The organism is Brevundimonas sp. EYE_349 (assembly GCF_023147505.1).
GTDB lineage: Bacteria > Pseudomonadota > Alphaproteobacteria > Caulobacterales > Caulobacteraceae > Brevundimonas.
The window spans coordinates 14557-26516 of sequence record NZ_JAHXPB010000004.1 but is presented as its reverse complement, the minus strand read 5'-3'; the positions used below and the strand labels follow the sequence as shown (position 1 = coordinate 26516).

Here is an 11960-nt window from a genome sequence, read left to right as displayed (position 1 = left end):
TCGCGTCAAACGCCAATCTGGAGGCGCCGCCGAAGACGTCGGATCACACCTGCCCCAGTGTACGCAACCGCGCCTTGGGGTGGATTTCGTTCTGGCTCATGACCACCGTCTGGCCCCGGAACCGTTCGATGATGGAGCGGACATAGGGGCGGGTCATGGGGCCGGTCAGCAGGACCGGGTTCTCGCCCGTCATGGCGATGCGCTCGAACGTATCGCGCACGGCGCGGATGAAGTCCTGCAGGCGCGACGGGGCCATGGCCAGTTGCTTGTCCTCGCCATTGCCGATCAGGCTTTCGGCGAAGGCGGCCTCCCACTCCGGCGACAGGGTGACGATGGGCAGCGCGCCCTCCCCGTCCTTGTTCTGCCAGCACAGCTGGCGACCCAGGCGCGCGCGGACGTGTTCGACCAGAGTGGTGACGGACGCGCTGTGCGGCGCGGCCTCGGCCAGACCTTCCAGAATTGCAGGCAGGTCGCGGATCGACACCTTCTCGCGCAGCAGGGCCTGAAGCACGCGCTGCAGCGTGGTCACGGTGACGACGCTGGGGACCAGTTCCTCGACCAGCTTCTTCTCTTCGGCCCCCAGGTCCTTCAGCAGCTTCTGCACCTCGGCGTAGGACAGCAGATCCGCCATGTTCTCCTTGAGAATTTCAGTCAGGTGGGTGGTCAGCACGGTCGAGGGATCGACCAGCGTATAGCCCCGGAAAGTCGCCTCTTCACGCAGCCCTTCCTCGATCCAGGTGGCGGGCAGGCCGAAGGCGGGCTCGCGCATGTGTTCCCCCGGCAGCTCCACCTGACGCCCCGACGGGTCCATCGCCATCAGATGGCCCAGCCGAACCTCGCCCGCCCCGCTCTCCATCTCCTTGATGCGGATGGCGTAGCCCTGGGTCGGCAGGCGCATATTGTCCAGGATGCGGACCTGCGGGATGACGAAGCCGTATTCCTGGGCCAGCGACCGGCGCAGGGCCCGGATCTGATCGGTCAGCCGGCGGCCTTCCAGATCGTTGATCAGGCTGAGCAGCGAATAGCCCAGCTCGATCTTGACCTCGTCGATGGTCAGGATGTTGGCGATCGGCTCCTCGACATCCTCCTTGGGCTTGGCGGCGGCCTCGGCGGCGGCGCGTTCGGCCTCGGTCGGCTGAGGCTTCAGCCGGTTGCGACCCAGCTTCCAGGCCATGAAGCCCGAACCGATGGCCAGGGCGGCGAAGGGGATCAGCGGCATGCCGGGGATCAGGCCGATCAGGCCGGCCGCCCCAGACACTACGCCCAGCGATACCGGGTTGGTGGCCAGTTGCGTCACCAGGGCCTTGTCGGCCGTGCCCTCCACGCCCGCCTTGGACACCAGGAAACCGGCGGCGATGGAGATGATGATGGCCGGCACCTGCGTCACCAAGCCGTCGCCGATGGTCAGCTGGACATAGGTGTTGGCCGCGTCCGGCAGGGCCATCTTGTGCTGCAGCGTGCCGATCAGGATTCCGCCGATCACATTGATGAAGGTTATGATCAGACCGGCGACCGCATCGCCGCGCACGAACTTTGAGGCGCCGTCCATGGCCCCGAAGAAGGTGGATTCCTGTTCCAGCTCCTTGCGGCGGATCTTGGCCTGGTCCTCGGTGATCAAGCCCGAAGACAGATCGGCGTCGATGGCCATCTGCTTGCCCGGCATGGAGTCCAGGGTGAAGCGGGCGGACACTTCCGCGATCCGCGTCGAACCCTTGGTGATGACCACGAAGTTCACCACCAGGATGATGGCGAAGATAATCACCCCGATGATGAAGTTGCCGCCCATCATCAGCTGCCCGAAGGCGTTGATGACCTGACCGGCGGCGTCATGCCCCTCCTGGCCGTGGGTCAGGATCAGACGTGTGGACGCCAGGTTCAGCCCCAGACGGAACAGGGTTGAAACCAGCAGCACCGTCGGAAAGATGGCGAAGTCCAGCGGCCGCTTCATCATCACGGCCGTCATCAGGATCAGCACGGACGAGACCAGCGAGATCGCCAGCAGCAGGTCCAGCAGCATCTTCGGGACCGGCAGGATCAGCAGCATGATCACGCCGATCACGCCGACCGCCATCAGCACTTCGCCGCGGTTGACCCAGCCCAAGACATCGCGCCCGGTGGGGCGCGCCATCCCGTCCTTCATCATCACGGGCGTATCAGTCACGGCCCAACGCCTTGAAGGCGCGACGGGTCGCCTCGGCGATCACGGCGTCGCGTTGATCGTCGCTCGCCTGCGTCGCCCCGGTGAAATAGGTGGCCAGGATCACCGGCGCGCCAGACAGGGGGAAGGCTACACCGATATCGTTGGCGGTTCCATTCGCGCCCGTGCCGGTCTTGTGGGCGACGGTCCAGCCCTGCGGCGCGCCAGCCTTGATGCGGTTCGGGCCGGTCGGCGAGGCCGTCATCCAGCCCTGGATCATCTGATCGTGGGTCGGGATCAGCCGGTCGCCAAAGGCCAACTCGCGAATATTGGCGATGCTCTGATCCGGCAGGCAGGTGTCGCGCGGGTCGTCAGGCAGGGCGGTGTTCAGGTCCGGCTCCAGGCGCGAGATCAGGGTTGTGGTGTCGCCGAACGTGGGCCACCACGAACGCCATACTGCGATTCCACCCATTTCACGGATCAGGATATTGGCGGCCGGATTGTCGCTGACCTCCACGGCGGCCTGAATCAGCTCGCGGATGGTCAGGGTGCGGCCGATGGCCTTTTCGGTCACGGGGGCATGGGGGATCATGTCGGTGCGAACGATAGGCACGGCGCGGTCCAGCTGCTCCTCGTCGCGCTGCACCCGTTCCAGAATAGCGACAGCCAGAAAGGCCTTGAAGGTCGAGCAGAAGGGGAACCGCTCCTGCCCGCGCCAGGACACGCGGCGCTGGCTGCCCACGTCGAGCGCCGCGACGCCCAGCCGACCGCCGTGGCGCGCTTCCAGATCGGCCAGCAGAAACTCCGGCTGGTCGTCCTCGGCCTGAGGCTTCTCGCGCTTCGGATAGCAGCCGACGAGCGTCATCGCGCCCACGCCGCCGATCAACGTCCTGCGATCGAAACCCCGGCCCATCCGTCAGGCCGCATAGCCCGAGGCGGAAATCCCGCTCTGAGGCGCCGGGATGGCCGCGCCCTCGTCGGCGTATTCGTTCAGCTTGTTGCGCAGGGTGCGGATGGATATCCCCAGGATGTTGGCCGCATGGGTGCGGTTGCCCAGACAGTGGGTCAGGGTGTCCAGGATCAGGGTCTTCTCCATCGCCGCCACCGTCTGTCCGACGAAGCTGCGGGTCACCGCGTCGGCGGCCTGGGCCGCGCGGGCGGCCACCCCGCCCAGCGGCGCCTCATAGGCCTGGCCCGCCGTCATGGCGGCGCCCATGCCGCCCAAGGGCTGACCGTCCGGCAGGCGGATGGCGTCAACGTCGATCTCGGGCCCGACCGCCAGCAGCACCGCCCGGTGCATGGCGTTTTCCAGTTCGCGAACGTTGCCAGGCCAGCGATGGGCGACGATGGCCTGTCGCGCGGCGGCCGACATGGGGCGCACCGGAACGCCGTTGGCGGCGGCGTATTTCTTGATGAAGTGATCGGCCAGCACGCCGATGTCGCCGGGCCGTTCGCGCAGGGACGGCAGGCGCAGGTTCACCACGTTCAGCCGATAGAGCAGGTCTTCGCGGAACACGCCCTCCGCCACGGCCTTGGACAGGTCGCGGTTCGAGGTGGCGATGATGCGGATGTTGACGGAGACGGGCTTGGAGCCGCCGACACGGTCGATGACCCGCTCCTGGATGGCGCGCAGCAGCTTGGCCTGCAGCCGGGCGTCCATCTCCGAGATTTCGTCCAGCAGCAGGGTGCCGCCGTCGGCCTCTTCGAACTTGCCGATCCGGCGCGCGACGGCGCCGGTGAAGGCGCCCTTCTCATGGCCGAACAGTTCGGATTCCAGCAGATTGTCGGGGATGGCGGCGCAGTTGACGCTGATGAAGGGGCGTTCCGATCGGCGCGAATGCTCGTGCAGATACCGCGCCATCACCTCCTTGCCGACGCCGCTTTCGCCGGTGATCAGGATGGAGGCTTCCGAGCGGGCGACCTGATCGGCCAGTTGAAGCACCGCCTTCATCGACGGATCGGCCGAGATCATCGGCTTTTCGTCGTCGGCGACGGCCGACAGGACGGCGGCGATCAGTTCGGCGTCGGGCGGAAGCGGAATGAACTCCTTGGCCCCGGCCTTGATGGCGGCGGCGGCCTCACGCGCGTCGGCGTCGACGCCAAAGGCCACCACCGGAATGGTGATCCGCTCCGCTTCGTTGGCGGCGATCAGGGCGGCGATGTCGAGCTGATAATCGACCATGAGCAGGTCGGCGCCCTGCCCGCGCCGCAACTGTTCGGTCGCCTGATCGGCGCGCTCGACGTGATTGACCTTGGCGCCGTGCGCCATGGCCATCTTGACCGCCGAAGCCAGCTGGCCGCTCAGTCTGCCTACCACCAGAAGACGCATCGTTCTTCTCCTCTAATTCCTGTTTCGAGCGCGTCGCCGATCAGGCGCCGCTGTCCTCGCTCTTGATGATTTCCGTCATGGTCACGCCCAGCCGGTCATCGACAACGACGACCTCGCCGCGCGCGATCAGGCGATTGTTGACGAAGATGTCGATGGCCTCGCCGACCTTGCGGTCCAGCTCCAGCACCGACCCCTTGTTCAGCTTCAGCAACTGGGCCACCGACATGTGCGACTTGCCCAGCACCGCCGAGATGTTGACTGGCACGTCGAAGACGGTGGCCAGATCGGCGGCCGTCTTTTCGCCCGCATCTTCCACCGGCGGCAGATCGGACAGGGCGGAGAATTCCTCAAGGGCCAGGTCGTCGGACGCCATCAGAACATACTCCGGTCGACGGAAAGGGTTTCGGCGTGTCCGGCCTCGGCCGCCAGAGCGGCGGTCAGGGCCTCGGCGACGCGCTGGGCGGACATTTGCGGATCATGGTCGGCGCGACCGTCCGCCCATTCCAGCTGGAAGGCGGCGGCGTGCAAGCCCGGCTCTTCACGGAAGGCGACAGCCCCGGTGAAGCCGCTGTCGGCGCAGGCCTGTTCGATCAGGCCACGCGACGTCTCGTCCAGCCCCGAGGCGCGGACCACCAGACGGGGCGAGGCGTCGATCTCCTGCGCCAGCATTTCCAGCGCGGCCTTCAACGGCGCCTGGGGAAAGCGATCCAGCGCCGCGCCGGCGATGGCGCGGGCGGCGGCCAGGGCCAGGTCGGCCGACTGTTCGCGATGCGCCTGGGCCGCAGCCCGCAGGGTCGGCACGGCCGACGCGGCCGCCTGGGCGATGTTGGTCAGGGCCATGGCGCGGATGTTCTCGATCTCGTTCAACGCCTGCTGGCGGGCCTCCAGCCGCGCCTGCGCCACCAGGGCGTCCACCTCGGCGGGCAGATAGGCGCGCTTGGTCGGCGTCCAGGCGCTGGGGCGCACGACGGCGCCGTCTGCGTCGAACTCGGTGTCGAAGACGAAGGGGCGCCGATCTTGGGCGGAGGCGTTCATGTCAGTAGATCAACTCGTCGTCGGCGCCCTGACCGGCCAGCATGATGTCGCCCTTGGCGGCCAGGTCCTTGGCGACCTGGACCATGGCCATCTGTGCGGTGTCCACGTCCTTCAAACGCACGGGGCCCATGGACTCCATATCCTCGCGCATGATCTTGGAGGCGCGCTCGGACATGTTGGAGAAGAACATCTCGCGCAGCCCTTCGGACGCCCCTTTCAGCGCTAGACCCAGCGAATCCTTGTCCACACTGCGCAACAGGGTCTGCACCCCGCCGGGATCCAGCTTGGACAGGTCCTCGAACACGAACATCAGGGCGCGGATGCGTTCGGCGGATTCGCGGTTTCGTTCCTCGAGCGCGCCGATGAAGCGCGCCTCGGTCTGACGGTCGAAGCTGTTGAAGATGTCGGCCATCATCTCATGGCTGTCGCGCTTGGATGTGCGCGCCAGGTTGGACATGAACTCGGTGCGCAGGGTGGCCTCGATCTTGTCCAGGATTTCCCGCTGCACCGGCTCCATGCGCAGCATCCGCTGCACGCATTCCAGGGCGAAGTCCTCGGGCAGGCTGGTCAGGACGCGGGCGGCGTGATCGGTGCGAACCTTTGACAGAATCACCGCCACGGTCTGCGGGTATTCGTTCTTCAGATAGTTGGCGAGCACCGCCTCGTTCACATTGCCCAGCTTGTCCCACATGGTGCGACCGGCCGGACCCCGGATTTCCTCCATCAGCCCATCGACGCGCTCCTTTGGCAGGAAGGCGCTGAGCAGTCGCTGCGTCTGCTCATAGCTGCCCATCACAGAACCGGAGCCGGACAGACCCGACACGAACTCGATCAACAGCGCCTCGACCGCTTCGGCCGTGACATTGCCCAGGGTCGCCATGGCCTGGGAGATTTCCTTGACCTCGTCGTCGTCCAGCCGCTCCCAAAGGGCGGTGTGCTCCTCGCCAAGGGCCAGCAGGATGACAGCCGCCTTTTCGGGGCCCGACAGCTTGTTGGCGTCTTCGATCGAGGCCTTCTTGTTGACCAGCTTCGCCATCAGCCTTCCGCCACCCAGGACCGCAGGATGCCGGCCGCGTCGTCAGGATGCGACTGGACGAAGTCGGCGACCTTCTTGACCGAGGAGGCCTTCACCTGGCCTTCGATGCGGGCGATGTCGATCTTCTGCTCCATCTCGCTGGGCGACGGCAGCTGGACCAGTTGCGGCTGACCGTCCGGGCCGATCACCGTCGTCGTCACCGCCGTCACCGGCACGCCAGCCGGGGACGCCACCGCCGGCAGGTTCGTTCCGCCCGCCGCCGTCTTCAGCAGCGGCCGCAGGACGAAGAAGATCAGCAGGACGCCGGTGATCAGCAGGACCAGCAGTTCGACGCCCCGCATGATGTCGTCCTTGGAGAAGTCGAACATCGAGGAGGCGCCCTCCAGACCGCCGGCGATGCCGGTGTCGTGGTTGAAGCGGACGTTGATCACCTCGATCTTATCGCCCCGGCTTTCGTCGATGCCGGCGGCGGCGGCGACCAGGGACTTGATCTGGTTGATCTCCTCGGCCGAGCGCGGGGCGTAGGTCGCCTCGCCCTTGCCGTCCTTGGCGGGCGTCCACTTGCCGTCCACGGCGACGGCGACAGCCAGCTTCCTGACCTCGCCCGGCTCCTTGGTCGTGGTCGTGGTGGTGTTGGAGATTTCGTAGTTTGTAGTCTCGGCGTTCTGGGCGTTGGTCGAACCGGCCGGGGTCGTGGCGGGCGCGGCGCCGCCAGGGATGTTGTTGGTCGCCGTCACCCCGCCGTCCGGCTGGCCCGTCGTGTCGCTGGACTGGGAGCCGTTGGTGGTGGTCGAACGCACCACCTGACCGTCGGGATCGAATTTCTGCTCCTGGGTGGTCGAGCGGCTGTGGTCGATGTCGGCTGTCACCTGGACGCGGGCGGCGCCGACGCCGACGACGCCTTCCACGATGTCCTTGATGCGGGACTGAAGCTGGGCCTCCGTATTGCCCTTAGCCTCTTCGGCCGAGGCGGAGGTGAAGCCGTCTTCGCCGCCCGCCGCCAGAGTGCGGTTGTTCTGATCGGCGACGGTTACGCGGTCGGGCTTCAGGTTCGGCACCGAAGAGGCCACCAGGTTGCGGATCGCCCGCACCTGATCGCCGCTCAGATCACGCCCGCCCACGCCCACCAGAACGGCGGCGGTCGGCTCTCCGGCGGCGGAGGTGAACATTTCGCGGCGCGGCAGGGTGATGTGGACGCGGGCGGCGGTGATGCCGCGCATCGACATGATGGTGCGCGACAGTTCACCCTGCAGGGCGCGCTGTTCGTTCAGCTGCTGCTGGAACTCGGTCTGGCCCAGGACCGACTGGTTGTCGAACAGCTCGTAACCGACCGAGCCCGACGTCACCAATCCCTTGCCGGCGACCAGCATCCGCGCCGTGCCCACCTCGTCGCGGTTGACCATGATGGTCGAGCCGTCGCCCTTGGACGAATATTTGATGTTGGCCTGGTCCAGGGCGGCCGTGATTTCGCCGGCCTCGCGCAAATCCAGGTTGGAATAGAGCAGAGCGTCGGGCGCCTGGCCCATGCGCAGCATGACGGCGACCAGCACGGCGGTCACGCCGGCGGCGACGCCGAGGACCGCCGCCAGACGGCCGATCCCGAACTTCTGCAACGCCGCCGTAAAGCCGCCCACGCGATCCCGCCCCAAACTCACGGGAGATGCCTACGCCCCGCTAGGCAGAAAATGCCGCCTGGATGGTAAACGTCGCGTTAAGAGTGGCGGCCGGGCCGGCTGGACTGCGCCTCCAACTGGGGCAGAACCGCAGGCGCGCCGGACGGAAGCGGCCCCTTGGGATCGCGCAGCCAGGCGACCACGTCCCGATAGACGATCTCCGCATCCAGATCGCGATCCAGCAGATGCCAGCTGTGGGGATACCAGGCGGTCTGCAACGTCCCGCCTTCCGACTGGGCGCGCCGCAGGGCCGCGCGCATTTGGTTGCGTTTCACCACCTCGTCGTTGGCGCCGTACATCAGGAGGGCGTCGCCGCGAATGCGGCCCAGGTTCTGCGCCGAGGTCTCCATCAGATCGACCAGGCCGTAGATGGTGTCGAACCGCGTCGCCAGTATGCTGCGGGGATCGCGGCCGTTTCGCACCAGCTCCAGCGTGTTGGACGAGGCGTGTATGCCGCGCGTGATGAAGGACGGCGGCTCCAGCGCCACGTCGCCCAGCGCCCGCGCCGCCAGGATGATCGCCGCGCTGTTGAACGGCCCCTGCGACGACCAGCCCCAGACGCCGGGCGACAGCAGCACGACCCGGTCCGCATCCGGCGGATTGTCGGAGGCGAAGGCGGCCGCCGCGACCGAGCCGCCCATGCTCTCGCCCACCACGGCGATGACGGCGTTGGGATAGCGGGCGCGCGCCATGGCCACCGCCTCGCGCACGTCATCGGTCATGCGCTGCTGACCGGCCCAGACGCCGCGTCCCGGCGCGCCGCCGAAGCCGCGCTGGTCGAAGGCCCAGGTCTCGATCCCCTGCTCGGCCCACCACGGCCCGGCCAGGCGGAAGCTGGCCCCATGATCGTTCATGCCGTGCAGGGCGACGATCACCGCCCAGGGCTTCCTATCCTTAGGCCCCCATTGCAGAAGCGGAAGGCTGGCGCCGTCCGACATGACCAGGGCCTTGTCCTCGACATGCGGCCCGACAAACCCGGGTGGCGGGGTCAAGGGCGGCTGGATATGAGGCGTGGCGCAGGCCGACAGCGCCAGGACGGCGGCCAGCGGGATCAGCGTGCACGCCTTCGCCGCCGTTCGTTTCAGGCCCTGTTTCATCGAACACCCTGTTGCGCGCTGTCGACGCGACCAGCGAAAGCCAGAATTCCCCGCACTCGTTCCCGCAGATAGGGAACGACCTCGGCCTCGAACCACGGGTTCTTCCTCAGCCAGGCCGTATTACGCCACGACGGATGCGGCAGGACCAGAAGGTCCGGCGCATAGTCGCGCCAAGCGCGCACCGTCTCGGTCATGTTGCGCCCGGCCCGCTGGCCCAACGCCCAGGCCTGCGCATAGCCCCCGACCAGCAGGGTCAGCTCCATGCGCGGCAAGGCGTCAATCAGTTGCGGCCGCCACAGGTCGGCGCACCGCGTCGGCGGGGGATAGTCGCCGCCCTTCGGCGCCGTTCCGGGATAGCAGAAGGCCTGCGCCGCCACGCCGATCCGGCGGTCGGCGTAGAAGGTCTCGTAATCCACGCCCATCCAGTCGCGCAGCCGGTCGCCGGACGGATCGGTGAACGGCAGGCCGCTTTCATGCACCCGCCGTCCCGGCGCCTGGCCGCAGATCAGCAACCGCGTCTCGGGAAACACCCGCACCACCGGGCGCGGCGTGTGCGGCAGCACGCCGGCGCAGGCGCGACAGGCGCGAATGTCGGTAAGGATCTCTTCGAGATCAGTCGTCATCGTCCTGATCGACGACGGGCGGACGGCGGCTCAGCGCCAGGGCGGCCTCTTCTGGCGTGGCCTGACGCAGGCGCGTGACTCCCTTGAAATCGTCGGGATCGACGGCCTTGCCCTTCTTGGTGATGGTCAGCTTGCCCTGACGCATCAGGCCAAGAGCGGCGGCCCGCACCTTGGGCAGCATCCGCTGCCACTGTTCGGGCTGTAGCGTCTTGGCCACTTCGGCGGGCTCGATGCTCTTGCCCGGCTCAAGGGAGGCGATTTTATTCAGGATTGCGGTTTCGATCGGATCGCTCATTGCGCCTATATGCTGCACCGCACGCCCAGAAGTAAGGCCGAGTCTGCATGCCGAAGAAAATCACAATCACCGAGGGCGAGTTCGCCGGGTGGCAGACCTATGATCTGCACGACACCTTCGACACCGTGGTCGGCCCCTTCTATGGCCGGCCGGACCCCGACGGACACATGCGCTGCGCCTTCCGCGCCGAGCAGAAGCACATGAACGCGGGCGGGCGGATGCACGGCGGTTGCCTGATGACCTTCGCCGACATCGCCATGTTCCAGATCGCCTATCAGGAGATGGAGGGCGCCTCCGGCGTCACGGTGCAACTGGACTCGACCTTCATTGACGGCGGCTATGTCGGCGAACTGATCGAGGCGACGGGCCAGGTGACCAAGGCGGGCAAGAGCCTGATCTTCGTGCGGGGCCAGATCAACACGGGCGAGCGGCTGCTGATGACTTTCTCGGGCGTGATCCGAAAATTCACGCCGCGCGGCTGAACCGGGCCGCGACGGCCAGGGCGAAGGCGAAGGCCGCCGCCGGCCACAGCGCGGCCAGCCCCAACCGCCCGAACGTCAGGGCGCCCACGACCGCCCCGCCCGTCAGCCCGCCCCACAGGCCCAGATAGGGTGCGAAGGCCCAGCGCTCGCCGCCCGTCATGGCGGCGGCCAGACTCTGGCCCAGCTTGACCAGGGTTCCGGTCATATAGGTCAGGCTGACGGCCGCCTCGCCGTTTCGCAGGAAGACCGAGTTCTCGGCCGCCATCGCCATGACCATCAGGCCAATGGCGACAGGCTTGTACCCCATTCCAGCCGCCAGAGCCGCCAGCGTCAGCAGCACGCCCTCGAACGCCAGAACGCGGCTGCGCGATCGCTTCTCCTGTCCCCGCGCGATCAGGGCGCCGCAGAACGACCCCATGACGAACAGGATCAGAATGCCGGCCAGACCGCCCGCCGCCGCCCATCGCCCCTCAGCCAGGCTGGCCGCCAGGCGCGTGGAGTTGCCGCTCATGAAGGAGACGAACACCCCACCCAACTGCAGAAAGCCCAGGCTGTCGACGTATCCGGCCAGCACCGCCAGCGACAGGGCCAGCGCCTGATGCGACGGGGCCAAGGCGCGCATGATCGGCTCAGACGCCAGCCTTGGCCGCCGGGCGCGCCCGGCAGGTCTCCAGCCAGCGCGCCAGATGCGCGAACTCAGCCGGCGGGCTGTATTTGACCAGTCGCGCGAAATCCAGACCCACCACGCCCACGATGTCGGCGATGGTGAAACGGTCCAGCGCCAGGAAGGTGCGCGTCGCCAGATGGTCGTCCAGCGTCTTCATGAATCGCTCGGCGGACAGGCGGTTGTATTCTGCGATCTGGGGGGTCTGCGTCGCCTCGAGGGCCGCCAGAGCCGGATGGGTGTGGCGCACGTTCAGCATGATCGGCGTGGCCAGATAGAATTCGCACCGCCGCGTCCACATCTCGACCTCGGCCTGTTCCAGCGGATCGCGCCCGAACAGATTCGGCTCAGGGTGCAGCGCCTCCAGATAGCGGCAGATGGCGATGGATTCCGACAGGATCGTCCCGTCGTCCAACTCCAGCGCCGGCAGATGAGGCACGCCGACGCGGTCGCGGAAGGCTGGCTTCTTGTGCTCGCCCGCCATGATGTCGATCTCGACCATCTCGACGTCGGCGACGCCCTTCTCGGCCATCACCCAACGGACCCGGCGCGGGTTGGGCGCGCGATTGGAGGTGTACAGTTTCATTGC

At 67.2% G+C, this 11960-nt stretch carries 13 protein-coding genes; 1 reads left to right on the top strand and 12 read right to left on the bottom strand.

Features of this window, described 5'->3' with window-relative positions:
• Positions 1 to 43: 43 nt before the first annotated feature.
• The 10 genes from flhA to KZX42_RS08315 all read right to left on the bottom strand — a co-directional run bounded on the left by flhA (position 44) and on the right by KZX42_RS08315 (position 10225).
• Positions 44 to 2143: a flagellar biosynthesis protein FlhA gene (gene flhA / locus KZX42_RS08360; protein ID WP_248119135.1), complete on the bottom strand. Its 2100-nt coding sequence runs from the start codon at positions 2141 to 2143 to the stop codon at positions 44 to 46.
• Positions 2144 to 2153: 10 nt separating this feature from the next.
• Positions 2154 to 3050 carry a class A beta-lactamase gene (gene bla, locus KZX42_RS08355; RefSeq protein WP_248118750.1) on the bottom strand — a complete coding sequence of 299 codons (897 nt, stop codon included), beginning with the start codon at positions 3048 to 3050 and terminating at the stop codon, positions 2154 to 2156.
• A gap of 3 nt (positions 3051 to 3053) precedes the next feature.
• Positions 3054 to 4466, bottom strand: a complete 1413-nt coding sequence (locus KZX42_RS08350; RefSeq protein ID WP_248118749.1) for a sigma-54 dependent transcriptional regulator — start codon at positions 4464 to 4466, stop codon at positions 3054 to 3056.
• A 40-nt stretch (positions 4467 to 4506) separates the two neighbouring features.
• Positions 4507 to 4839: a flagellar motor switch protein FliN gene (fliN, locus tag KZX42_RS08345; RefSeq protein WP_248118748.1), complete on the bottom strand. Its 333-nt coding sequence runs from the start codon at positions 4837 to 4839 to the stop codon at positions 4507 to 4509.
• On the bottom strand, positions 4839 to 5501 hold the full coding sequence (locus tag KZX42_RS08340) for a flagellar assembly protein FlbE (protein WP_248118747.1): 663 nt from the start codon (positions 5499 to 5501) through the stop codon (positions 4839 to 4841). Before KZX42_RS08340 ends, fliN begins: the two co-directional genes overlap by 1 nt.
• A gap of 1 nt (position 5502) precedes the next feature.
• Entirely contained in the window at positions 5503 to 6537 is a 1035-nt protein-coding gene (gene fliG, locus KZX42_RS08335; protein WP_248118746.1) for a flagellar motor switch protein FliG, read from the bottom strand.
• Positions 6537 to 8171: a flagellar basal-body MS-ring/collar protein FliF gene (fliF, locus tag KZX42_RS08330; protein ID WP_248119134.1), complete on the bottom strand. Its 1635-nt coding sequence runs from the start codon at positions 8169 to 8171 to the stop codon at positions 6537 to 6539. Before fliF ends, fliG begins: the two co-directional genes overlap by 1 nt.
• Before the next feature lie 77 nt (positions 8172 to 8248).
• Positions 8249 to 9307: an alpha/beta fold hydrolase gene (locus KZX42_RS08325; protein ID WP_248118745.1), complete on the bottom strand. Its 1059-nt coding sequence runs from the start codon at positions 9305 to 9307 to the stop codon at positions 8249 to 8251.
• The gene (locus KZX42_RS08320; protein ID WP_248118744.1) at positions 9304 to 9930 is read right to left on the bottom strand and encodes a uracil-DNA glycosylase family protein; all 627 of its coding nucleotides are present in this window, start codon (positions 9928 to 9930) and stop codon (positions 9304 to 9306) included. The genes KZX42_RS08325 and KZX42_RS08320 overlap by 4 nt, the downstream gene beginning before the upstream one ends.
• A complete protein-coding gene (locus KZX42_RS08315) occupies positions 9920 to 10225 on the bottom strand; it encodes a DUF3253 domain-containing protein (protein WP_248118743.1) in 306 nt (101 codons plus the stop codon). The genes KZX42_RS08320 and KZX42_RS08315 overlap by 11 nt, the downstream gene beginning before the upstream one ends.
• A gap of 47 nt (positions 10226 to 10272) precedes the next feature.
• On the opposite strand from KZX42_RS08315, the gene KZX42_RS08310 reads away from it, so the two are divergent.
• Positions 10273 to 10707: a PaaI family thioesterase gene (locus KZX42_RS08310; protein WP_087119729.1), complete on the top strand. Its 435-nt coding sequence runs from the start codon at positions 10273 to 10275 to the stop codon at positions 10705 to 10707.
• Here the strand turns inward: KZX42_RS08310 and KZX42_RS08305 are convergent.
• Both KZX42_RS08305 and KZX42_RS08300 read right to left on the bottom strand, forming a co-directional pair.
• The gene (locus KZX42_RS08305; protein WP_248118742.1) at positions 10691 to 11329 is read right to left on the bottom strand and encodes a YoaK family protein; all 639 of its coding nucleotides are present in this window, start codon (positions 11327 to 11329) and stop codon (positions 10691 to 10693) included. The two genes, KZX42_RS08310 and KZX42_RS08305, sit on opposite strands and share 17 nt — an antisense overlap.
• Before the next feature lie 7 nt (positions 11330 to 11336).
• Positions 11337 to 11957, bottom strand: a complete 621-nt coding sequence (locus KZX42_RS08300; RefSeq protein WP_248118741.1) for a glutathione S-transferase — start codon at positions 11955 to 11957, stop codon at positions 11337 to 11339.
• Positions 11958 to 11960: the final 3 nt, after the last annotated feature.